The 23,836-nt window shown below is 41.4% G+C and carries 24 protein-coding genes; 14 read left to right on the forward strand and 10 right to left on the reverse strand.

The genetic code is table 11. The features are described 5' to 3' along the window. Nucleotides 1-8: 8 nt before the first annotated feature. Complete coding sequence (locus CSV68_RS08190) at nucleotides 9-1,337, reverse strand: TrkH family potassium uptake protein (RefSeq protein ID WP_099661884.1); 1,329 nt, start codon at nucleotides 1,335-1,337, stop codon at nucleotides 9-11. A 165-nt stretch (nucleotides 1,338-1,502) separates the two neighbouring features. Between CSV68_RS08190 and CSV68_RS08195 the strand changes: the two genes are divergently transcribed. Next, entirely contained in the window at nucleotides 1,503-1,730 is a 228-nt protein-coding gene (locus CSV68_RS08195) for a group-specific protein (RefSeq protein ID WP_099661885.1), read from the forward strand. Nucleotides 1,731-1,765: 35 nt separating this feature from the next. On the opposite strand, the gene CSV68_RS17150 is transcribed toward CSV68_RS08195, so the two are convergent. Both CSV68_RS17150 and CSV68_RS08200 read right to left on the reverse strand, forming a co-directional pair. Further along, nucleotides 1,766-1,921 (reverse strand): hypothetical protein, encoded by a 156-nt coding sequence (locus CSV68_RS17150; RefSeq protein ID WP_158233005.1) that lies wholly within the window; start codon nucleotides 1,919-1,921, stop codon nucleotides 1,766-1,768. Nucleotides 1,922-1,996: 75 nt separating this feature from the next. Then, nucleotides 1,997-2,914 carry a patatin-like phospholipase family protein gene (locus CSV68_RS08200; protein ID WP_099633684.1) on the reverse strand — a complete coding sequence of 306 codons (918 nt, stop codon included), beginning with the start codon at nucleotides 2,912-2,914 and terminating at the stop codon, nucleotides 1,997-1,999. 170 nt (nucleotides 2,915-3,084) lie between these two features. On the opposite strand from CSV68_RS08200, the gene CSV68_RS08205 reads away from it, so the two are divergent. From CSV68_RS08205 to CSV68_RS08235, 7 genes are all read left to right on the forward strand, one after another. Beyond that, on the forward strand, nucleotides 3,085-3,432 hold the full coding sequence (locus CSV68_RS08205; RefSeq protein ID WP_099633683.1) for a DUF378 domain-containing protein: 348 nt from the start codon (nucleotides 3,085-3,087) through the stop codon (nucleotides 3,430-3,432). Between the two features lie 138 nt (nucleotides 3,433-3,570). After that, entirely contained in the window at nucleotides 3,571-4,134 is a 564-nt protein-coding gene (locus tag CSV68_RS08210) for an RNA polymerase sigma factor (protein ID WP_099633682.1), read from the forward strand. Further along, nucleotides 4,127-4,843, forward strand: a complete 717-nt coding sequence (locus CSV68_RS08215) for an anti-sigma factor (RefSeq protein WP_099633681.1) — start codon at nucleotides 4,127-4,129, stop codon at nucleotides 4,841-4,843. The genes CSV68_RS08210 and CSV68_RS08215 overlap by 8 nt, the downstream gene beginning before the upstream one ends. A gap of 169 nt (nucleotides 4,844-5,012) precedes the next feature. Then, nucleotides 5,013-6,374 (forward strand): copper amine oxidase, encoded by a 1,362-nt coding sequence (locus CSV68_RS08220; protein ID WP_099633680.1) that lies wholly within the window; start codon nucleotides 5,013-5,015, stop codon nucleotides 6,372-6,374. Nucleotides 6,375-6,414: 40 nt separating this feature from the next. After that, nucleotides 6,415-6,951, forward strand: coding sequence for a class F sortase (locus CSV68_RS08225; RefSeq protein ID WP_099661886.1), 537 nt, complete (start codon nucleotides 6,415-6,417; stop codon nucleotides 6,949-6,951). 222 nt (nucleotides 6,952-7,173) lie between these two features. Continuing rightward, nucleotides 7,174-7,698, forward strand: coding sequence for an RNA polymerase sigma factor (locus tag CSV68_RS08230; RefSeq protein ID WP_233190404.1), 525 nt, complete (start codon nucleotides 7,174-7,176; stop codon nucleotides 7,696-7,698). Further along, nucleotides 7,691-9,007: a DUF4179 domain-containing protein gene (locus CSV68_RS08235; protein ID WP_099633678.1), complete on the forward strand. Its 1,317-nt coding sequence runs from the start codon at nucleotides 7,691-7,693 to the stop codon at nucleotides 9,005-9,007. The genes CSV68_RS08230 and CSV68_RS08235 overlap by 8 nt, the downstream gene beginning before the upstream one ends. 33 nt (nucleotides 9,008-9,040) lie before the next feature. Here the strand turns inward: CSV68_RS08235 and pgeF are convergent, their stop codons facing one another. Both pgeF and CSV68_RS08245 read right to left on the reverse strand, forming a co-directional pair. After that, nucleotides 9,041-9,802 carry a peptidoglycan editing factor PgeF gene (pgeF, locus tag CSV68_RS08240; RefSeq protein WP_099661887.1) on the reverse strand — a complete coding sequence of 254 codons (762 nt, stop codon included), beginning with the start codon at nucleotides 9,800-9,802 and terminating at the stop codon, nucleotides 9,041-9,043. Further along, complete coding sequence (locus CSV68_RS08245; protein ID WP_099661888.1) at nucleotides 9,799-10,932, reverse strand: amidohydrolase; 1,134 nt, start codon at nucleotides 10,930-10,932, stop codon at nucleotides 9,799-9,801. Before CSV68_RS08245 ends, pgeF begins: the two co-directional genes overlap by 4 nt. 167 nt (nucleotides 10,933-11,099) lie before the next feature. On the opposite strand from CSV68_RS08245, the gene CSV68_RS08250 reads away from it, so the two are divergent. The 3 genes from CSV68_RS08250 (at nucleotide 11,100) to CSV68_RS08260 (ending at nucleotide 16,293) form a co-directional block, all read left to right on the forward strand. Then, the gene (locus CSV68_RS08250; protein ID WP_099661889.1) at nucleotides 11,100-12,701 is read left to right on the forward strand and encodes an ABC transporter substrate-binding protein; all 1,602 of its coding nucleotides are present in this window, start codon (nucleotides 11,100-11,102) and stop codon (nucleotides 12,699-12,701) included. A gap of 274 nt (nucleotides 12,702-12,975) precedes the next feature. After that, nucleotides 12,976-14,457 (forward strand): BCCT family transporter, encoded by a 1,482-nt coding sequence (locus tag CSV68_RS08255; protein WP_099633675.1) that lies wholly within the window; start codon nucleotides 12,976-12,978, stop codon nucleotides 14,455-14,457. 279 nt (nucleotides 14,458-14,736) lie between these two features. Then, nucleotides 14,737-16,293 (forward strand): ABC-F family ATP-binding cassette domain-containing protein, encoded by a 1,557-nt coding sequence (locus CSV68_RS08260; RefSeq protein WP_099633674.1) that lies wholly within the window; start codon nucleotides 14,737-14,739, stop codon nucleotides 16,291-16,293. 120 nt (nucleotides 16,294-16,413) lie between these two features. On the opposite strand, the gene CSV68_RS08265 is transcribed toward CSV68_RS08260, so the two are convergent. Further along, nucleotides 16,414-17,280, reverse strand: coding sequence for a LysR family transcriptional regulator (locus CSV68_RS08265; protein WP_099633764.1), 867 nt, complete (start codon nucleotides 17,278-17,280; stop codon nucleotides 16,414-16,416). A 115-nt stretch (nucleotides 17,281-17,395) separates the two neighbouring features. Here CSV68_RS08265 and CSV68_RS08270 point away from each other — a divergent pair, with 115 nt between their 5' ends. After that, a complete protein-coding gene (locus CSV68_RS08270) occupies nucleotides 17,396-18,091 on the forward strand; it encodes a CoA transferase subunit A (RefSeq protein ID WP_099633673.1) in 696 nt (231 codons plus the stop codon). A 15-nt stretch (nucleotides 18,092-18,106) separates the two neighbouring features. Next, nucleotides 18,107-18,757 carry a 3-oxoacid CoA-transferase subunit B gene (locus CSV68_RS08275; RefSeq protein WP_099633672.1) on the forward strand — a complete coding sequence of 217 codons (651 nt, stop codon included), beginning with the start codon at nucleotides 18,107-18,109 and terminating at the stop codon, nucleotides 18,755-18,757. Between the two features lie 51 nt (nucleotides 18,758-18,808). On the opposite strand, the gene CSV68_RS08280 is transcribed toward CSV68_RS08275, so the two are convergent. From CSV68_RS08280 to CSV68_RS08295, 4 genes are all read right to left on the reverse strand, one after another. Further along, entirely contained in the window at nucleotides 18,809-19,816 is a 1,008-nt protein-coding gene (locus CSV68_RS08280) for a FecCD family ABC transporter permease (RefSeq protein WP_099633671.1), read from the reverse strand. Beyond that, nucleotides 19,813-20,820 (reverse strand): FecCD family ABC transporter permease, encoded by a 1,008-nt coding sequence (locus tag CSV68_RS08285; RefSeq protein ID WP_099661890.1) that lies wholly within the window; start codon nucleotides 20,818-20,820, stop codon nucleotides 19,813-19,815. Before CSV68_RS08285 ends, CSV68_RS08280 begins: the two co-directional genes overlap by 4 nt. 71 nt (nucleotides 20,821-20,891) lie before the next feature. Continuing rightward, entirely contained in the window at nucleotides 20,892-21,824 is a 933-nt protein-coding gene (locus CSV68_RS08290; RefSeq protein WP_099633669.1) for an iron-hydroxamate ABC transporter substrate-binding protein, read from the reverse strand. A 3-nt stretch (nucleotides 21,825-21,827) separates the two neighbouring features. After that, nucleotides 21,828-22,622: an ABC transporter ATP-binding protein gene (locus CSV68_RS08295; protein WP_099633668.1), complete on the reverse strand. Its 795-nt coding sequence runs from the start codon at nucleotides 22,620-22,622 to the stop codon at nucleotides 21,828-21,830. A 122-nt stretch (nucleotides 22,623-22,744) separates the two neighbouring features. Between CSV68_RS08295 and CSV68_RS08300 the strand changes: the two genes are divergently transcribed. Further along, nucleotides 22,745-23,791 (forward strand): NAD(P)/FAD-dependent oxidoreductase, encoded by a 1,047-nt coding sequence (locus CSV68_RS08300; RefSeq protein WP_099633667.1) that lies wholly within the window; start codon nucleotides 22,745-22,747, stop codon nucleotides 23,789-23,791. Nucleotides 23,792-23,836: the final 45 nt, after the last annotated feature.

Below are 23,836 nucleotides of genomic sequence, written 5' to 3' on the forward strand. Positions count from 1 at the left end.
ACTGTTAATTAACCCGTTTGCACTTGATCATATGAATAATGATAGGATTCTTTTTTGGTGTGAATGAGCAGGAAAAATAAAGTTAACGGTCCTATGCGGCCTAGAAACATAACGAAACAAAGAATGACTTCACCGACAGGGCTAATGTCTCCTGTAATTCCTAATGAAAGTCCTACAGTTGCGAAAGCGGAGACTGTCTCAAATAATAAAGGTAGGAATGGCATCTTTTCAGTAACAGTCAGCAAAAATAAAGCGACAAAGATAATGACAGAGCTAACCGCTCCTATAGCCATAGAACGAAATATGATTTCCGACTTGATAGTACGCTGGAAAATATGCGGTTCTTTTATTCCTCTAAAGTAAGAAATCGTCGCCAGTAAAATAACCATAAAGGTCGTTAACTTTATGCCGGAAGCTGTAGATGCGCTACCACCACCAATAAACATGAGAAGAAGTGTTAGTAAGAGAGAAGACTCCTCCATATCTCCCATGACGACCATATTGAATCCAGCAGTACGTGGGGTCACGGCTTGGAAGTATGAAGTCCAAAGCTTGTCGAGAAAACTGAAACTACCGATTGTTTTTTCGTTATGAAACTCTAAGATAAATAAAAAGAGCGTAGCAATAATGTTCACTGTCAGCGTACCGAATATCATCATTTTCGTGTGTAGTGTCCATTGTTGAATCGATCTCTTTTGAAGGATGTCCTTCACAACAATAAAGCCGATTCCTCCAATAATAAATAACCCAGACAGGATCATGGTGATGATAGGATTACCTGCGAAAGAACTCAAATTGTCAGGAAATAATGAAAACCCTGCGTTATTAAAAGCAGATACTACATGGAATACACTGTAATACATTCCTTGTTTCCAGCCAAACTCGGGTACCCATACAGTGCATAAAGCGATAAAGGCAATACTTTCTATCACGAACACGAACGTTAAGATTTCACCTACAAAGCGAACCGTTCCCCCAATGGATTGGTAGTTAAATGTTTGCTGGATGAATATACGGTTGGTCATGCCGACTTTTCTGCCTAAAATAATGAGTATGGCAACTGCAAATGCCATTAATCCGACTCCGCCTATTTGAATCAGTATGAGCAACACGACTTCTCCGAAAATGGTTAGTGTAGCGGTGATATCAAAGACGCTTAGTCCAGTTACAGTTGTAGCGGAAGTGGCAGTGAAAAGGGCATCTATCCAGCTAATTGGTTTATATGTAGCCATCGGTAATTTTAATAGTAGAGTACCAATTATTATAGTGAATAGGAAAGAGAAAGCAATAAGAGCAGGAGGAGAAATAGCTTTCTTACGTTTTTTAATAGCTGTCATGATCTTTTCATCTCCAGGTAGATCGAATGAAATATCAACTGCTAGTATGTTTCACTTTAAAAATTAATAACAAAAAGACTCGTAGCTCTAACGAAATTAGCGACAAGTCTTCGTTTTAAACTTTTTGATAATTATGATACAGTGTCAATAAGGGAGTGAATCCAGATGAGCAATTGTGCAATTGATCATACGCAACAAGACGTCATAGAAAAGTTAGCAGAACAGCAATCCTTCATGCCAGAAGAATTAGTGAAAAATTGTGAGTTGTTTTTAAGCAAACCATTGAGTCAAGAGACATTGAACGTGGTATTTCATTTGTTGAAAAAATATGACTTGGCAACAGAAGAAGAACGGGCAGAGCGTGATAGTGAACTGCAACAGTTATTTTTATGAGCTAGAGGATAGGTCTACTCTTATATGATAAGCCATTACTGGACGTCACTTTGTAAAAGAGAAATCGCAGATTCAAGTAACTGAATATCTTGTAGGATATACGTTTTGATATCGGCGGGCGCAGAATGGTACTCGTCACTAAGTAGTTCGAGCTCTCGGATGAAAATAGAACTTTCATTTTGGTTGGTCATGATTGCAACCCTCCTTATAAGTCAATTTACCCCCTAAGATGGCGTTTTAAACTGCATTGAAATCAAATATTTCAATCATATTACATTTTGGTTGCTGACTAACTGAGGCTTCGTTGGTGACCAAGTTAGCAAGAATTCCTTGGTACGACTACGTCCGATAAACAGCAAGTCATCCATTTGTTCCTCACTTAAATCAAATTGTGTCGCACTATAGTTTTCTACAGGAATGAAGACTACGTTTTGCACATGTTGTTTTGAAATGTATTTTTCATCGTGCGCATTTTTCATGGTTGAAAATAACGCTTCGAATAATTGCATGGCATTTCGAATGGTGCGGCCGGGTACTTCATCTTGATTGCGACTTAATTTGATTCCGATAACAGGTCGTTTACGCGACGATGTATCTTCATCGAAAATCCACATCGGGAAATTACTCAATACGCCACCATCTACGACAATCGTTCCTTTTGGTGCATCGAGACGTACAGGTTCAAAAAAGTAGGGGATACCACAACTCATACGCAATGCCTTTGCAATGGAAAATTGGTTAGCATCATATCCGTATTTCTGTAAATCATCAGGTAGTACCATCATCTTGCCATTGGTTAAGTCAGATGCGACCAGTTTTAACGAGCCTTTCGGAAGATCACCAAACGCATAACAACCTTTACGCGCAAGCTTTTCAAAAAACCAATCCTCCAACGCCTTACCTTGATACAAACCCATTCTCCAATAAAGCGAGACCCATTTCATAAAGGGAAATGGCAATAGAGTCTTCCTCGGATCCAGCAGCGCTTGGAAATCTTCTTCAGCCAACATAACTTCGATTTCATCGGCTGTATAGCCGGCCGCCAAAAAGCTCGCTACAATAGCTCCTGCACTTGTACCAGCTACGTTTTCAAAACGATAACCTTGTTTTTCCAACTCTTGGACCGCTCCAACTAGCGCAAAACCTTTCAATCCGCCGCCTGAAAACACGCCATTTATCCGCACTGTATCCCTGCTTTCATTTTTATTGGTCTATTAATGTAAGGTCTAAGCAACGGAAATAGAACATTATTCATATGAAAATGTATGAAAAATCTCTTTCAGTGAACTATAATAAGGAATCTATACAGACATGTACAGGATTCGATTATAGATTGTTGGAGGAGGTGTGCAACATGAGCGTATTTATGCGGATTGCACTGACGTTAGTCATTATTGGTGCTCTAAACTGGGGATTGATTGGTTTTTTCAACTTTGATTTGGTTGCCAGCGTATTTGGTGGACAAGACACGATTCTTGCGAAGATAGTCTATGCCATTGTCGGACTGAGCGGATTGGCAGCGATTGGACTTTTAGTTAGATCGAATGAAGAGATCATTGATGACGTGGATGAGAAAGTAGAGCCCCATAAGCAGTTCGATCGAATTCGGAATGTGAATTACAACACCGAATTTGGGGAAGAACTGGATATGACGGAGAAGCGTAAAAAAGTGGATCGGTCACCTAAAGGTCCAAAAGAATAATAAGTGGGGCGTTCTCGTATCTAACGACGAGGGCGCTCTCTTTTTCTATATTAAAGATGTTTTACAAGAGCAGTGAGCGATACCATCCGGTTGTCTGTGGTAAAGTAAAAAGAAAAAGCCTGTAAAAAGGAGAATTTTATGATCGGAACGGATGACGTACAGCTCTATTATCAAACAGTCGCACACAATCGGCATTCATTTGAACAGTTATATGACCGTTATGAAAAATTGGTATTTTCGTTTTCTTATCGATTGACCAATAATCGAACGATAGCGGAAGAAGTGACGCAAGATGTCTTTTTAAAGTTGTGGAATGGAACGAATCAATATGCTGAGGATAAAGGGAAGTTTTCATCTTGGCTACTGACCGTGACAAGAAATAAATCGATAGACGAACTTCGTAAATCTAAACGTCATGCGTACGAACCGATGTTGGACAAAGATTCGCTGACGGAAGAAACCGTATCGACAGAAGTAACAGCGGAGTGGAATGAACGGCGTGAATTGATTCGAACGGCAATAGCAGAGTTACGTGCAGAGCAACAGGAAATTATTGAATTATTCTACTTCAAAGGCTTCAGTCAAAGCAAAATCGCTGAACACTGTAAGTTACCACTCGGAACAGTCAAAGGCAGGATTCGGCTAGCACTTAAACATTTAAAAGGAATTATCGGTCAGGAAGGAGGGGTTTCGAATGAATAAATCATGTCATATGTTGATTGACTATTTCAATCGTACCCTAACTGATGTCGAGATGAGACAATTTGAAGATCATTTGATAGAATGCCCATCTTGTCAAGAAGAGTTAATGGAGTGGGAAATGCTGACAGAAGATTTACCGTATGAATCAGAGGCAGTAGAAGTACCGACAGATTTAAAAGCGCGGGTATTTGCTTCGCTTCCTGACGAATCAAGTAAGAACGAAAATGTCATGCAGATACCGGTAAAGGAAAAAAGTCGTCGCCCTTTGGGTGTTGCGACATCCATACTAGCTGCAGGGTTATTTGCCTCACTTGTTGCAAATGCTTTCCTATTTACTGAAATGCAAAAGGAACCTGACATAGCACAGAGTGAGATCCAATTGATTGGCCAAAGTATACTAGCACCCGAAGAGGGTACAAGTGCATCTGCAGTCGCCATGTTGATAGCTGATGGCGATCAAGAAGTACTGCTACTTGACGCCACTGATTTACCGACATTATCTGCAGACGAACTCTATCAGGTCTGGGTGATAGAAGGGGACCAACCGTATCCCGCGGGAATCGTCCAACCTAATGAAACGGGTACAGGAACTGTAAGTCATCCACTCGCAGATCTTTCCGGAACTTGGGACACGGTTGCCATCACGATAGAAAAAGAACCGAATCTTCCAGCACCAGAAGGTCAGATTATCTTGGCTGGTGGAATATAAACGATCTAAATAGAGTCTGGATCCTCACGCAATGTGATGGATTCAGACCTTTTTTATTGCAGAAGTACTATATTTTAAAATTTTTTTTAAAAAAATTCGAAAAAAGTGATCCATTCTTATTTTTGTTACGTTAGCTGTATAACAAAAACGAAAAAGGGAGCGATTAATTATGCAATTCAAAAAATCTTGGGCGGCTATTCCATTGAGTGTTTCATTACTATTTCCAACAGGTGCGATTCTGACAAGTGCGGCAGAACATGAACACGGAGGGAAAGCATCAGAAGCCATATCGAACAAAGCGGTAGATTTACGAGCAACACTCGACAGCATTCTTTCGGAGCATGCCTACTTGGCGGTTGTTACGATGCAGAAAGGTTTGGACGGAGCGGCAGACTTTGAAGCCGCGGCTGGACAACTTGGGGAAAATACGGATGAATTGTCGAAAGCGGTAGGCTCTGTTTACGGCGACAAAGCAGGTGAGCAATTCAAAGAAATCTGGAGCAGCCATATAGGCTATTTCGTCAACTATGTTACGGCAACAGCTGAGAAAGATGAAGAAGGCAGAAAGAAAGCGCTTAAAGATCTAGACGGATACCGTGTCACTCAGGCAGACTTCTTGGCTGTCGCTACGGAAAATCGTCTAAAGGCGTCAGATCTAGAAGAAGGCTTGAAAATGCACGTCGATCAGTTGATCTGGGCATTCGATAACTATGGAGCAGAAGATTACGATAAGGCATATGAAAGTCTAAAGGAATCTATGCATCACATGTTCGGAACAGGAAAAGGCTTATCATGGGCTATCACTGACCAGTTCCCTGAGAAATTTGATAATCAATCCGTAGATACGAAGGCTGCAGATTTACGCGAATCACTAAACAATGAATTTTCTACACATGCAGCTTTAGCAATACTGGCTATGCAAAAGGGTATTGACGGCGCGAAAGACTTTGACGCAGCTGCAGCTATTTTGAATACGAATACGGAAGATTTAACGAAATCTGTTGAATCAGTATACGGGGCAGAAGGTGCAAAACAGTTCAATGAAATCTGGAGCAGCCATATTGGGTACTTCGTAGATTATGTACAAGCAACGGCGAAAGAGGATAAAGCGGGACAAGACAAAGCGATGGCGGATTTGGATGCTTATCGTGTGACGCAAGCAGCATTTTTAGACACTGCAACGGAAGGTCGATTGAAAGCGGCAGATCTTGAAGAAGGCTTGAAGATGCACGTCGATCAATTACTTATGGCATTCGACAGTTATGTGGATGAGGATTATGAAACAGCATATGACAATATTCACGAAGCCTACAGTCACATGTTTGGTGTAGGAACGGCATTATCCGGTGCGATTGTCGATCAGTTCCCTGATCAGTTTGCTTCTGCAATGCCTGCAGATATGCCGAAAACAGGAATGGGCGGTATGAGTCAGGAAACGGATTACACGATTTTGTGGGTAACGTTAAGCATGATCTTCATTGTGTGTACATCAATGGTCTTGATTCGTAGGAAAACAGGAGAGCAACAATAAAAGAATAGACTACTTTTTTAGGGAGGGAGCCGTGTAGACGATGAAATTCTATATACAAGTACTCATTGGGGTCATCATGTTGGCTGGTTGTGCACAGTCCGATTCACAGCCACAAGAGAAAATTGTAAAGGCTTCTTCCTCTGCAAAAGTAGAGGTAGAGGACATGCCCATTGTTCCTTTGCGGTCACCGGAGGAATTCTCCTTAGAAGACCAGCGGGTTGGAATCGAGCCAAAAGTTATTGAAATCCCTTCGCTCGACGTCAAGGCAACAATCGAGGAAGTAGGACGTCTTGATAACGGTCAGATGGGTGTTCCACAAGATCCCGATCAGGCGGGCTGGTTTTCACCGGGGACAAAGCCTGGTGGAAGGGGGAACGCAGTCATTGCAGGTCATGTAGATTCCAAAACGGGTCCAGCCGTATTTTACGAGCTAGATAAGATGGAGATTGGCGATGAAGTATTGGTACATGGCGAAGACGGTGAGATTGTACGATTCGCGGTAGTGAAAAAATTGCATACCCGCGTACCGATGCACCAGTCGATACCATCTTCGGCTTCACATATGGCAGTGGATTGAATTTAATCACATGTACCGGATCATGGAATCGAAAGGCTAAAACGCATGACGATCGCTTAGTCGTCTATACAGAATTAATTGAAGGAACAGAATAAGTGAAGTAAGGTGTCTTGCGAGAGCAGGCATCTTTTTTGTGCATAAAAATAAATAAAAAATGATGTAAACTTTTAAGCTAATGTAGAGTCTAATGTATAAGAGGGCAGAGAGTGGGGTGACGGTCGAATGGAGATAAAAGAAAAAGAGTTGCATGTAAAAGCAATAGCCGGAGATGATGAAGCATTTCTCGCTGTTATGCAATTGCATAAGGAATCACTTCTTCGGACGGCCTTGGCTTTTCTGCAAAACGAAGACGATGCGATCGAAGCACTGCAGGAAGTAACATATCGGGCCTATAAAAAGGTACGGACAGTAAAAGAACCCAATTACCTCAAGACCTGGCTAATCCGCATTATGATGAATTATTGCCAAGATCAGTTGAAACTGCGTAAACGATTTACAGCAAATAATAGCGCGTTGGAAACTGTATCATCAGAAGATATTTCATATATTGAAATGAGAGAAGCACTGGCGACATTGTCTGACGATGAACAGCGATTAATCTATTTGAAGTACTTTCAGGAATCGAAATTTAAAGATATTGCACAATCTGAAAATATACCGGAAGGCACTGTGAAGTCGAGACTCTACAAGACGATGCGCACATTAAGGTCATACTTTGAAGATAAAGGGGGTAGTGATCATGTATGAGACAGAAGAAGAGCGGTTGAAGCAGTTGAAAGAGCGTTTGGATCAACAACCCTTGCCTTTATCTAAAGCTGACCAGGCGATCCGTCAAGGGGTGGAAAGGGTGCGGCAGGAAAAACGTCGAATCAGAAAAAGACGTAAGAGATTCTTAGGGAGTGTGGCAGTCATTGCATTATTGCTTCTGACTTTCATTACATCCATTCGCGTATCACCCGTCTTTGCTAATGTGGTAGCTTCCATACCAGGTATGGAGAAGTTTGTGGAATTGATTGCGATGGATAAAGGACTCAATGCCGCGATCCAGAACGACTATTATCAAGAAATCGGGGTTACTCAAACTATTCAAGATAAAACGTTAACAATAGATGGCGTTATTTTAGATGAAACGGGAATGAATATATTCTATACGATTGATTCAGAACGTCCACTGACTGGCTTACGAGTCGATTATATCAATTTGAAAGCGGAAGGTATGCCAGAAGGCAGCTTTTCTTATGGAAATATGATGGATGAAGAAGAGGTGTATACGTACAAGGACCGTATCGATTATCAGTTTGGGGAATTGTATACTTCACAAGATCAGTCGTTTGACTTGAAGGTAGCTACTAAGCTAAAAGGCGAAGAGACAGTGTTTACCGTACCCTTCACTGTGCCTAAGCAAGTAAAACCAAGTGAAGTCTATACTATAGATAAAGAAGTGGATATTGCAGGACAGAAATTTACGATTGAAAAGGTTACTGTATCCCCGTTGCGTGTTGGTGTGAAAATTACTATTGACTCTGCCAATCCGATGAAAATTCTACAATTCGAGGATATGCGGCTGGAGGATGAGAAGGGCGAAGTCTGGGGATCTATCCAAAACGGTACGACGGCGTTTGGAGGCGAGGATGGTGAATCCACACTTTTCCTTCAAAGCAATTACTTTTCAAAGCCTGAGAAGCTTTATTTGCGAATCAATAAAGTGCAGGCGCTAAAAGCAGAAGAGGCTATAGCAGAAGTCAATACGGAAACAGGAGAATGGTTTAATCAACCTGAAGATCAAAAAATACAGTTAGTGAAATCAGATAAAAGCCATGCGGAATTCATTATGGTAAAAGCAGATCATCCGTCCTTCCAATATGATTTTGCATCCGCTATATCTGATGCGAAAGGAATAGAAATGCACAGCCCATCAGTAGGTATGTATAGTAGTGATTCAATAAAACATTGGGATATTAGTTTTAGTCCTACCGATTATACAAATCCCTTGAAGCTCGAAATATTTGCCTATCCGAACTATTTGGAAGGCGATATCAAAATAGAATTGAAATAAAAAAACGCAGTGAGGGACTTCTCACTGCGTTTTTTAGACGGTTCTCCTAATGAAACTTACATGACGACCCGCCTGCCTATCTTGCCGATAGGAAAAGCCTTCTGTACTTAGGAATGTACATGTACGGTCTATTGTAATATTGGCTTCAGGAATTCCAGCCAGCGTGCATTGTTTCTTCACGGTCAGCTGGTTATCGATATGATATTTTTGTGTTTCCGCATTATAGGATATGAATTCGTCTGCATAGCCAAGATTATGGAACTTCTTATAGACATCTTCATCGACTTCAAATTTTTCTTGACTGAGTGCTGCACCAATTTGGACATGAATATGACTCAGGTCACAGTGCTCGTATTGCTGTAGGTGATGAAACAGCTTGAGTGTGATTTCTTTCACAGTGCCTTGCCACCCCGAATGGACTGTGCCAATCAATGTACGATCTACACTGTAAAATAATACAGGAACGCAGTCCGCCGTTAAACTGCACAGCACGATATTTGGTTCAAATGTATACAGTGCATCGGTGTCAGGAATTGCTGTATCTTGTTGCCATGCGCCTTTACCTCTATCTTGTGTAGTCACCTTATGAAAGTTAGCACTATGTGTTTGATTGGCAAATACGAAATCTTCCAAATCACATTGCAAGAAGTCTGCCAACTGACGGCGATTGTTTATCACGTCAACTGGCGAAACGCATGCATGCAAAGCGGTATTATTGGACTCGACTTCACTGCAATCTTTCATGGTCATTCCTGCTAGTAAATTGTTATGGTCTTGATAGATAGTTGTTTTCATAACTCTTGATCCGCATTTAGCAATAGTTGCGTCAGAATTTGTGCACCGTAAATTAAAGCGTCGGTATTGAATGACATTTGCGGATGATGCAAGCCTGGTTTCAAATCACAACCGAGTCCAATCATCGTGGCGGGAATAGTAGGGGTTTTCCACGTGTAAAAATGAAAGTCTTCTGCCCCTTGAGAAATACATGGTCCCTCTACATTTTCTTCTCCTAATACAGAACCAATCGCCCGTTGTGCCAGTTGGATTGCTGTGGCATTTTCCGTAGCGGCAGGTGAATAGCCCTCTTCTTCATAGGTAATCTTCGTCTCTGTCAGTGCAGCAGTGTACTGTATAATGTGGCGGGCTTTTGCCAGCAAAGCATCCATCGTATCATTCGTTTCAGCGCGAACATCTAGTGTGAATCGAGCACTGGCAGGGATGGAGTTACTCGTTTCACCACCATGTAGCTCTGTAATTTTAATGGAGAATTTTTTATTACCTGGTAAGCGGATCTGACGCAGTGACTGAATTAGTAAACTTGCTGCTTCAATTGGATTATTACCTTCTTCAGGTCTCGCTGCATGCGCAGGTGTACCTGTAATTGTGCCTATAATAGTGGCAGACGATCCATGTAAAATCGCAGGGGCAGACTTACCGAACGGCACTTCCGTATGTGGACGTACGTGCAGGCCACCTAGAAATCGAACATCTTCTAGCACGCCTTCTTCCATCATTTGCAATGCGCCTTCTGCTAACTCCTCAGCAGGTTGGAAAATGAATCGGATTGTATGATGTAAATCTGTTTCGCTGTTCTTTAAAGCCAGTGCGGTATATAACGCCATTGTGCTGTGCGCGTCATGTCCGCAAGAGTGGTTAGCGACTACTTCCCCGTCGACTTCCTGTACTAGTGCATCCATATCCGCACGCAACGCAATGACGCCATTCGTACGTCCAGCAATTTCTGCAATGAATCCGTGATGCCCAGTGTAGGTAGTGATACTTAATCCGGCAGATGAGAGATGATCCTGTAAATAACGTGAAGTCTGCTGCTCTTGCCAACTAGGTTCAGCAATAGCATGCAGGTCTTGATAGGTCTGTAGGATTTCCTTTTGATGAAGTTCTATATAGTTTAGCGGGTCAGTCATTATGAATTCCCTCCGTTTTATGAAGTAGATGATGTTAAAAGTAAAACATATTGACTAGTAAACAGCAAAGATGGTGACTATTCGACAAAAAGTTAATTGACTTTTCAAAACAGTTACTCGAGAATAGTAAAGTAATAGGTCGAACTATCAATAGAAGGAGGATCTTTATGAAGCGATTAGTAATCATGATGAGTATGCTAGTAGGTTTATTCCTCCTAGGCGCTTGTTCAAACGGAAGTGACAAAGATGAGGAGCAGAAAAAAGGTGGCACCATAATCTATGCGAGGGGTGCCGATTCAGTTGGTCTTGATCCAATCAATATCACAGATGGAGAATCAATCCGAGTTACACATGCAATTTTTGAAACATTATTTGAATATGATAAAGACTTACAGCTACAACCTAAGTTGGCAAAGTCCTATGAAACTAGTGAAGATGGTCTAACGTGGACACTCGCTCTGAAATCAGGAGTGAAGTTTCACGATGGAACAGATTTCAATGCAGATGCGGTAGTTTTCAACTTTGAGCGCTGGATGGATCCAAACAATGAATATCATATTGGTGATTTCCCTTATTATCCATTTCTTTATGGCGGGTTTAAGGGAGAAGAGGATCATAAAGTCGAGTCTGTAACAGCAGTTGATGAGCAGACAGTAGAGATTAAATTGAAAGAGAAAATTGCTCCGTTCGTTAGCTATCTGGCTATCCCTATGTTCGGAATTGCAAGTCCAGCAGCAATCGAACAGTATAATGAACGATTCTTTGAAAATCCTGTGGGTACGAGACCATTTCAATTTGAAAGCTGGTCACGCAACGATAAAATCGTCGTGAAAGCTAATGAGAACTACTATGTGGAAAATCAGCCAATGTTGGATCAGATTATCTTTACGGTCGTTCCTGACAATTCTACGCGATTGAACGTGCTGTTGAGTGGAGAAGCAGACTTCATTGATGGGATGAATCCAGAAGACGCAAAGACAGTGGAAGACAATGAAAATCTTAAGCTCGTCAAACGACCGAGTTTCAATGAAGGTTTTATGGTTATGAACACACAGAAGAAACCGTTTGACGACGTAAAGGTTAGACAAGCAATGAATATGGCTATTGATAAACAGTCTATAGTTGATGGGTTCTACAGTGGGTTTGGAGAAGTAGCGAAAAATCCTATCCCGCCTTCTTTGTGGGGCTATAACGAAGACATCGAGGATTACGCCTTTGATGCCGAGGTAGCTAAAAATCTACTGACAGAAGCAGGCTATCCGGACGGTTTTGAAACAGAGATTTGGACAATGAATAACCCCAGACCTTATTTACCTCAGCCTATGAAAACCGCAGAAGCAATTCAAGCGAACTTAGAGAAAATTGGGGTTAAGGCAACTATCGTTACATACGAGTGGGCAACGTATTTAGAGAAGACTGGAAACGGCGAACATCCAATGGCACTCTATGGCTGGACGGGTGTTATGGCAGACCCTGACAATTTCCTTTATCCAAATCTAAGTAATACAAACATGGAGCCACCTGCGAACAATCTAGCATTTTATGATAATAAGGAATTCCAAAAACTCATTGAGGATGCGCGTGTAACATTCGATGAAAGTGAACGAGTTGAACTTTATAAAAAGGCTCAGAAAGTATTTCACGAAGATGCACCGTGGGTTCCATTAGCACACACGACGCCACCTATCGGATTTGCCGATTATGTAAAAGGATTTGAACCCCATCCAATGGAGAATGATAACTATGCGATAATGTATGTAGACAAGTAAGTCATAGTATAGTCGGCTAGGAAAATTCCAGCCAACCTTTTCTTTCATAATATCCAGTTTTTTGATAATTCGACAGGTTTTTTCTACTAGTAAAGTATAGTGATAAAAATAAAATGAGATTGTATAAGATGTAGAAGAAAACTTAATGCAGTAGGGTTTAAGCTATGTCGTGTTCTAATTAAATCAAATAAATTGTTTGTATTCATTTGATTTCTAGATTTCTTTACAGTATAGTGTAAACCTGCTTGTGTAATTCATCTCTAAAGGGGGAACTATGAAGAAAATATCAAAGGTTTTTTATATTACCATTGTCTTAATAATAATCGCGGTAGGATATGGAGTAATAAATCCAGTACATTTCGAGGAAATCACTTCAGCTGGTAAAGCTTTTGTAGCATCTACATTCGGTTGGTACTACATGCTAATTATGACAGCGCTACTGTTGCTCAGTATTTTTATGATATTCAGTCCATACGGTAAAATCCGTTTAGGAAAAGATACAGATCGTCCGCAATTCTCTACGATTACGTGGATTGCGATGTTATTCTCCGCTGGGATGGGAATCGGACTCGTTTTCTACGGTGCCGCAGAACCATTATCCCATTACGCAGTACCGGCAACAGAGGATCCGCAAACACCTGCTGCTTTTAAAGAGTCTATGCGGAAAACATTTCTACACTACGGTCTTCATATCTGGGCTTTGTATGGAATGGTCGCCTTGGCATTGGCGTACTTCCAGTTTAGAAAAGGCGAACCAGGCTTGATTTCAGCTACATTGAAGCCGATTTTCGGGGAAAAAGTAAAAGGACCACTAGGAACAGTAATTGACGTCCTCGCAGTTTTCGCAACTGCTTTCGGTGTGGCAACTTCACTAGGATTAGGTGCTGTTCAAATTAACGCAGGGTTGGATTACTTATTTGGTTTCACGATAGGTATTCAATCACAAATTATAATCGTAACGGTCGTAACAGTACTATTTATTGGATCGGCCTGGTCTGGATTAAGTAGAGGGATTCGCTATTTGTCCAATATCAACTTGATATTAGCAGTAGCCCTTTTAGGATTAATTCTTATTCTTGGCCCTACATTATTGATCTTGAATATGTTCACTGATTCAGTTGGTGGCTATTTCACAAATCTCATCGATATGAGTATGGGAACAGCTCCACTCAATGGTGAAAATCGTGGATGGTTAGATGGATGGACTATATTCTATTGGGCTTGGTGGATTTCTTGGTCACCATTCGTCAGTATGTTCATCGCACGAGTATCTAAAGGGCGTACAATCCGCGAATTTATGGCAGGCGTCTTGCTTGTTCCTTCATTCTTCGGGTTCTTATGGTTCTCGGCATTCGGTACTACAGCAATTGAAATGCAGAATAACGGAGTAGCAGATTTGGCATCATTGAATATTGAAGTAGTTGCATTCGAGATGTTTAACTCAATGCCATTTTCACTAGTTCTATCATTGTTCGCGATTCTTCTAGTGACTTCATTCTTCATCACATCAGCTGATTCAGCGACTTACGTGTTGGGCATGCAGTCAACATATGGTTCGTTGACACCTCCGAACTCTGTCAAAGTGATTTGGGGTATCATTGTTTCCACAATCGCATTAATTTTGCTTTCTGCAGGTGGACTTCTTGCCTTGCAGAATACAATTATTATAGCGGCCTTGCCATTCTCATTCGTTATCTTATTGATGATGTATGCGTTGTTCAAGTCAATGAACGAAGAGTTATATAAAATGAAATAAAAAAGAAGGAACATGCGGCTTTGACTGCATGTTCCTTTCTGTTTTTTATTGAGGCAACAGGTAAGCAGAGAGGCATCATTACATTTGTAGTTTGTTTTTACGTTAATAAAAAATAATACAAACATGAAATGAACTAGACATTCTGTAGTTACTATAACTAAGTGTAGTTGCTCTAAAATACATATTGTTTTCTCTTTTCTTAAGTAATTATAAGTGTAGAATGTTAAAATAACGTAGATAAGTTTGATCGATACAATGGAAAAGGAATAGGTGTACAACATGAGTTTATTAACAGTGAAAAATATTAGCCACGGTTTCGGTGACCGTGTGATTTTTGAAGATGTATCATTTCGTCTATTAGCAGGTGAACATATAGGATTAGTAGGTGCAAACGGGGAAGGGAAATCTACGTTTATGAATATCATTACGCATAAGCTAGAGCCAGATGCTGGGACTGTTACGTGGTCAAAGCGTGTTCGTATAGGATACTTAGATCAACATGCAGCTTTGAAGCAGGGCATGTCCATCCGTGATGTATTACGCACCGCGTTTCAATATTTATACGATATGGAAACGGAAATGAATAGTCTTTTCACGAAGATGGGTGAAGTGGGGCCAGATGAACTGGAAGGTTTGCTTGAAGAAACCGGAAAGATTCAAGAGTCTCTAGAGCAGAGTGATTTTTACATGATTGACGCAAAAGTAGAAGAAGTCGCAAACGGTCTTGGACTCGATGAATTTGGATTGGACACGGATGTAAATGATTTGAGTGGGGGCCAGCGTACAAAAGTATTACTGGCTAAATTATTGCTTGAAAAGCCCGATATTTTATTGCTTGATGAGCCGACGAACTATTTGGACGTCGAGCATATTGAATGGTTGCGTACGTATTTGCAAGAATATCCAGGGGCGTTCATCTTGATTTCGCATGATATTCCATTCTTGAATAGTGTCATTAACTTGATCTATCATATGGAAAATCAACAGGTCAATCGTTATCCCGGCGACTATGACGAGTTTTTGCGTGTGCGTGAAATGAGGCAGCAACAGGTCGAGGCGGCTTTTAAAAAGCAACAGAAAGAGATTTCCCATTTGAAGGACTTCGTAGCTCGTAATAAAGCAAATGCGGCAACGAGTCGAATGGCAACGTCTCGACAGAAGAAGTTGGATAAGATGGACATTATAGAGTTGGATTCAGAAAAACCTAAACCACATTTTGATTTCAAAACGGCAAGAACGCCTGGAAAATATTTATTTGAAACGACAGATCTAGTGATAGGCTACGATGAACCGCTATCGAAACCTTTGAATCTTTCTATGGAACGTGGACAGAAAATCGCTTTGGCAGGCGCTAATGGTATTGGTAAAACCACATTGCTAAAAAGTATTCTCGGGGAAATAAAAGCTCTATCAGGTAAAGTAGAGCAGGGCGAGCATCTCTCGATCGGATACTTCGAACAAGAAATGAAAGCCGATACGGATAACACCTGTCTAGAAGAAATATGGAGTGAGTTCCCACATCTTGCTCAATATGAAGTGCGTTCGGCTTTAGCGCGCGTTGGATTAACGACAAAGCATATTGAAAGTAAAGTGAAAGTACTGAGTGGGGGAGAACGTGCGAAGGTGCGTCTTTGTAAACTAGTAAATAGTGAAACGAATTTATTAGTTTTGGATGAGCCGACCAATCACTTGGATTACGATGCTAAAGAAGAACTCAAACGTGCGTTAAAAGAGTATAAAGGAAGTATCTTACTCATATCACACGAACCTGATTTTTATGAAGATGTAGTATCTACTATATGGAATGGTGAGTCATGGACTACGAAAATGTTCTAAACAAATGTTACTGTTCCACGTGAAACAAAAATCCGACCGATACCGGTTGGATTTTTTTATTCAATACTTATGATCGTTGGCGCAAACCATCTTGTTTTGTAGAGATTAATTCAATTGACCTTAAAACATCTGCATAAACTTTTTTAAAGCAAATGAATGGTAACTGTTTTTCTTAGTGACGATGCCGAGCTTCCATAGTAGAGGTGGCTCCTGAAGGGATATCATTTTAATGTTTTCATTTGTAAATTTCGTTGATATGGATTGAGGAAGAAGCGTAATACCCAGTTTTGCTGCCACCAGTTCGATGATCAAATCCCATTGGGAGCTTTCATACGATATAGTTGGATTGAACCCTACTTCTTTACAGGCACCTATAATATAGTGGTGTAAGGCAAAGCTTTTAGAGAACAAGATGAGTTGTTCGTCTTTTAACTCGGATAATGCGACAGCATCTCGTTTTGCAAATGGGTGATCAGAGTGGACGAACAGATAGAATTTATCTGAAATGAAAGGTTGAACTTGGAATACGTCTTGATCGGTTGGCAACACAATAATGCCAGCGTCAATCTGACCTTTATCTACAAGCTCTTCTACTACTTTAGCACCGAGTTCGTGCAACTCGATTTTAATATGGGGGTAATTCTTTGAAAGACTTTTAGCAATCTGTGGAAAGAACAAGGTCCCAATCAAAGGTGGCATACCAATTTTAATTTCTCCTGACACACCCTCCGCAAGATCTTCAAGTAAGACCGGAAGCTCTCCAAGTAATTGAAGGATTTGCTGTCCCTGTTCATATACAATGTCACCCGCATCCGTCAATCGAAGGCTGCGTGTAGAGCGGTTGAAAAGTATGACATTCAGTTCTTCTTCAAGTCTTTTCACCGATTTACTTAAAGAGGGCTGTGATATATACGAATGTTCGGCGGCTTTTGTAAAGCTTAAATGATCTGCTACGTGTATAAAAGCTTGAAAGTCTTTGAGTTCGATGATAATCCAACCTTTCATTTATTCGCAATAAGAATAAATTTTATTCAATATATTCATTTTACATATAAGTCAGAAATCTGTACACTATTACTAAAGAGTTGGAGGAGGTTACGGTATGAGTAAAGTAATGAATTCATTTATGGAAGCGGTTTCAGATATTCAAGACGGTGCTACGTTAATTGTAGGAGGCTTCGGATTATGCGGTATTCCGGAAAAGTCCATCGAGGCGTTAAAAGATAGAGGTGTGAAGGATTTAACAGTAGCTAGCAATAACTGTGGAGTAGATGATGCAGGCCTTGGGAAGTTGTTAGTGAATAAACAGATTAAAAAGATGATTGCTTCGTATGTTGGAGAAAACAAGACTTTTGAAAAGCAGTTCCTAAACGGTGAGTTAGAAGTAGAACTGAGTCCGCAGGGAACGCTTGCCGAGAGGATTAGATCGGGTGGTGCAGGAATTCCTGGATTCTACACAGCAACTGGAGTCGGTACACCCATTGCAGAAGGTAAAGAAACAAAAGAGTTTAAAGGTCAGACGTATTTACTTGAAGAAGGAATCGTCGGGGACTTTGCGCTTGTGAAAGCTTGGAAGGCCGATACCTTGGGAAATTTAGTGTACCGTAAGACGGCAATGAACTTTAATCCACTTGCTGCGATGGCGGGCAAAATAACAATTGCGGAAGTAGAGGAAATCGTCGAAGCCGGTGAGCTTGCTCCTGAAGAGATTGATACACCGGGTATTTATGTACAGCGAGTTTTACTTGGCACGGATTATGAAAAACGTATTGAGCGCTTAACAGTGAGAAAAGCGTAAAAAGGAGAGATGAACATGACAGAAACACGGAATACAATCGTAAAGCGCGCGGTAGAAGAAATTCAAGACGGTATGAATGTTAACCTAGGTATTGGTATGCCGACTCTTGTAGCCAATGAAATTCCAGATGGGATGACGGTGTTATTGCAGTCGGAGAACGGTTTGCTTGGTATTGGCCCTTACCCAGTAGAGGGGCAAGAGGATGCAGATCTGATTAATGCGGGAAAAGAAACTATTACCACAGTCCCCGGTTCATCCTTTTTTGATAGCGCGGAATCGTTTGCGATGATCCGCGGTGGACATATCGACTTAGCGATCCTTGGCGGCATGGAAGTTTCGGAGAACGGAGACTTAGCTAACTGGATGATTCCAGGAAAAGTCGTCAAAGGAATGGGCGGCGCAATGGACTTAGTTGTCGGTGCAAAACGTGTCGTAGTGATCATGGATCATGTCAATAAACACGGGGAATCGAAAGTTAAGCAAACCTGTTCTTTGCCGTTAACGGGACTTGGTGTTGTAGATCGACTCATCACGGACTTGGCTGTATTTGATTTTACGGAGGACGGTATGGTGCTTGTTGAAACTTCTGCTGGTATTACAGTAGATGAAGTAAAAGACAAGACAGAAGCAACGTTCACGGTTTCGCCGGACTTCAAAAATAAATAATACTTTATATGAAACATGCCAGAACACCCAAAGTGGGTAGTTCTGGCATGTTTATTTTTTTATTAGTAAATAGCAAAAGTACGGTGCGCCTATTAATGAAACGATAATACCTGCTGGAATACCACTTGGTTCCAAAATATTTCGCCCAATTGTATCTGCTAGTAATAGAAGAAAGCTGCCGAGCAGAATGGCAATAGGTAAATTCATTCGATGGCGTGGGCCGATTAGGGACTTAGCGATATGAGGTGCCATCAGCCCGATGAACGCGATGCCACCTGTGACTGACACCGCGGAAGCAGCTAGAGCCACAGCGGTCAGCAATAATATTACTCGCTCCCGTTCGATTGACACACCGATACCCGTCGCCACTGTTTCATTCAAACCGAGCATGTCCAGTCGATGTGCTTTAAATAACGCGAAAGGGATTAATATGAGCAACCAAGGGGCGAGTGCCCAAATATAAGGCCAATCAGTTCCCCAAATATTCCCGGCGATCCATCTTGAAATAAAATCGACTTTCTCTTGCTTGGCGGAAGAAGTCAATACGACCATCACGCCTGAAAGAGCCATCGAAAATCCAATACCCACCAGTACGAGGCGCATAGGCTGTAGTCCGTTTTTTCTACTATAAGCAAATAGATAAATTAAAATGGAGGTGATGATGGCGCCCAAAAATCCTACTAACGGCAATAAGTAAGCGAATGCACCCGCCTCAATCGGTACAAACAAGAAAAATACCGCAATAGCGACTCCAGCGCCGGAATTAATACCGATGATACCTGGATCTGCAAGATCGTTACGCGTGATCCCTTGTAAAATAGCACCCGATAAGGCAAGCGCAGCGCCAGCGAGCAACGTAATAATGATTCTCGGAAGGCGAATAGAAAACAGTACAAACTCTTCTTTAAAAGTGCCTTGGCCTAGGAAAGTAGGGACTAGCCGACTCCACTCGATAGAAGCAGATCCTAAACCAAGTGCGAGAATAGCCAGGAAGAGAATTAAAACAACTAAACATACTCCTAGAATTCTTTGTTTTCTTCGTATACGTGGATGTATCATGAGAAAGCACGACCTCCTTTGCGTACGATCAAAAGAAAGAATGGTAAGCCAATAATCGCAATCAATGCAGCAACGGGCGTTTCAAATGGTGCTTGCAGCATTCGTCCAACCGTATCTGCTAACAACATAAAAGTTGCACCTAAAATAGCGGAAATGGGGATGATAAATCGGTAATCTGTTCCCACGATTGCACGAACAATATGTGGAATCATTAATCCGACAAATGCTAGGTTACCCGCTAATGCCACAGCGGCTCCTGCTAATAAAATAATAATAATAAACAACATGACTTTTATTTTCAATGTATTTTGACCAAGTCCAATCGCAACTTCTTCATTCAAACTTAATAATGTCAACTGGCGTGAAAGTACGAGTGCAACGACAATACCTATGATGATGACTGGCGCAATGGTCTGCAACTGTCCCCATGAGGTGCCGATTAATCCGCCGGCGGTCCACATTGCCACGTCCTTTGAAATCTTAAAATACAAACCAACACCTTGTGCAATGGCGAACAAAAATGTAGAGACGGCTGCACCTGCCAATACCAGTCGAATGGGTGCAAAGCCGCCTCGCTTTGCGGAAGCAATACCGAAGACGATCAGCACACCAGCAGCTGAGCCGATGAAGCAAGCTGTCATAATACCGAAATAGTTAATAGTTGGAATGAATGCAAGCGCGATAGCTAATGCGGCATTCGCCCCGGCAGTCAATCCAAGCAACCCTGGATCAGCCAATGGGTTTCTCGTCATGCCCTGCATGATAGCACCTGAAACGGCCAAAGCGGCACCCACAAACACGGCACCTACTTCACGCGGAAAGCGTATTTCTTTTAGGATCAAAACATTTTCTTTTGGGTTTGATGTGAATGAAAGTAAGACGTCTTGCCATGAAGTGTGAGCGGCACCAAGCTTCATAGCAAATAGGAAACCGATGATTAAAAGAATTGTGCTAGCAAATAATTTGAGACTAAATGGTATAACTTTTCCAACGGGTTTTTCCATTCTATTCATCCGCTCCTTTCTTGTCATAAAAAAAGGGGTTCTTCAATGAAGAAGAGCCCCATCCTGTTTGATTACTTAGTTCCTAAAAAGCTTTCGATAAAGAAATCAAGCTGGTTATCAAGTGTATAGGCATCATTGAAAGAGAATTCTGCTGTGTTTACCTGATAGACTTGATCATTTTTGACGGCAGGAATATTCTTGTATGTTTCTGTTTCTAGGAATGAATTATCCCCAGTATCACTTTTACTCAAGATGACATAATCTCCGGCAAATTCAGGCAAGACTTCTGCAGATAGAGCATAATATCCATCTTTCTCGGTCATTTCCTTTACCTTTTCAGGCATAGCTAATTTCATTTCCTGATAGAGAATTTCTGTCCCTCTACCCCAGTTATCGCCAAAGACGTAAATTTGTTTGTCAAACTCTTCGATGACGGAAACTGTCGTATCTTCTCCGATTTTGGCTTTAATATCTTCTCCTGCTTGCTTAGCACGTGCCTTAAATGCATCTACCCATTCTGTTGCTTCTTTTTCCTTATTCAATAATTTACCGATTTCGATTTGCTGTGTTAAATAATCCACTTTTCCGTATGTATACGTAACAGTAGGTGCAATTTCTTTTAATTTATCAATGTTCTTAATCGTGTTCAGTCCAATAATTAAATCGGGCTCCAGTTCAATAACTTTTTCGATGTTTTCGTCTGAAACTTCTTCTACATCTTTCAGAAATGAATCAAAGCTTGGATTATCTTTTGACCAAGATTCTGCTCCTACTAAATTCACACCAAATTCATGTACAGTCCCAGCAAAACTTGATAACACCACAACGCGCTGTGGATCTGCAGGAACCTCCACAGGACCTTCTTCGGATTCATAAGTAATCGTGCCACTTGCTCCTTGTTCCTTTGCCGGTGTATCTTCTTTCACAGGTTCTTCCTGTTTATTGCCGCAAGCTGCTAACGCAAGTACGATAAGCAAAAGGGCAGGTAATAGAATTTTCTTCAACAGTTATTCGTCTCCTTTTAGTAGATCATATGTGATGCATAACGGTTTGCCCGTTCTTGGATCCGTTCCAATTTCCGCGTCGATTCGAAATACTTCGCGCAGTATGTCTGGTTGTATTACTTCCTCGCACATACCCGCACGTACAATTTCTCCATCTTTCATCGCAATGATGAAATCGGCAAAACGTGCTGCCTGATTTAGGTCATGAAGCACCATGACGATAGTGCGTTGCTGCTCTTCGTTGAGCTTTTGCAACAGCTCTAGTACTTCCAACTGGTGTGCCATATCCAAATAAGTAGTTGGCTCATCTAGGAAGATAATATCTGTTTCCTGAGCAAGTGCCATCGCAATCCAAACGCGCTGGCGCTGACCACCTGATAATGCATCGACTTGACGATATTTGAATTCAGTTGTGTTGGTGACTTCGAGTGCCCAGTTGATCACATCCATATCATGCGGTGTTAAACGTCCCAATGCATTCTGGTAAGGGAATCTACCGTAGGATACCAATTCACCAACTGTTAGACCACTGGCAGCTTCTTGCGTCTGGGGAAGAATAGCCATCTTTTGCGCGAGCTGTTTCGTTCTTTGTTTAACGATATTTCCACCATCCAATATGACTTCTCCTGATTGATGAGGAATTAAGCGTGTGACAGCTTTGAGAAAGGTCGATTTGCCACATCCGTTTGCTCCGATAATGGCAGTCACTTTCTTGTCAGGTATTTGAACCGATAACCCTTTAACAATAAGGTGATCATCGTATGAAACTTGTAGATTTTCTGTATACAAGCGAACCATTTTGTGAAATCAAACCTTTCCTACTAAGTAATCATTGATAATGATTATCAATATCGTTACAATGAGAACTATAAATTGAAATGCAAGCGATGTCAATAATTATTTTAAAGGGAGAAGATGGAATGAGACAAGATGAGCTACTGGACGTAACGATTATCGGCGGCGGACCTGCGGGGTTATATGCAGCTTTTTATAGTGGATTGCGTGAAATGAAGACAAAGATCATTGAATATCAGCAGCAGCTTGGTGGAAAGATCCATGTCTACCCGGAGAAAATGATTTGGGATATTGGCGGCATGACCCCGGCACCAGGAGCTCAGGTAATTGAACGGCTTGTGGCTCAGGGATTAACCTTTGACCCAGAAGTCGTACTCAATGAAAAAATTGTGAAGATTGAAAAGACAGATGACAAGCATTTTGTATTACACGGCTCATCGGGTACTGTTCATTACAGCAAAGCCGTGATAATTGCGACAGGTACAGGTATTTTGAATCCACAGAAGATTGAGGTGGAAGGTGCAGAACGATTTGAAGTGTCGAATTTGAACTATACGGTAAAATCTTTAGCGCGCTTTAAAGGGAAGACCGTCCTGATTTCAGGCGGTGGCAACGCGGCGATTGACTGGGCCAATGAACTGCAACCGATTGCTAAGAAAGTATACCTAACATATCGTAAAGAGAATTTGAACGGTCATGAAGCGCAAGTACGGCAACTCTATGAGAGTGGTGTGGATTGTCACTTTAATACCAATATATCTCGATTCATTGCGTCTGAAGATCATAGCTCAATTGAGAGGGTGGAGCTACGACACAATGAAGAAGGAACGGTTACTACACTAGCTGTGGATGAAGTGATCATTAATCATGGTTACGAGCGTGATACTTCGTTAATTGGCGATGAGCAACTTGGTGTGGAACTAACGGAACATAAGCAGATTGCAGGTACTTGCACGAGTGCTACCTCCATAGAGGGGATGTATGCAGCAGGGGATGTACTAAGCCACAAAGGCAAACTACATTTAATTGCAGGGGCATTTCAGGATGCCGCGAATGCAGTAAACTGCGCCAAAACCTATATTGATCCAGAAGCAAATGAAAATGGCATGGTATCTTCCCATAATGAGCTCTTCAAGGAACGAAATCGGGAATTAGTGAAACAACTCATATGAATAAAAAAGGAACTGACCGACGATTTTTATAATCGTAGGTTAGTT

Source organism: Sporosarcina sp. P29, from assembly GCF_002743265.1.
Lineage (GTDB): Bacteria > Bacillota > Bacilli > Bacillales_A > Planococcaceae > Sporosarcina.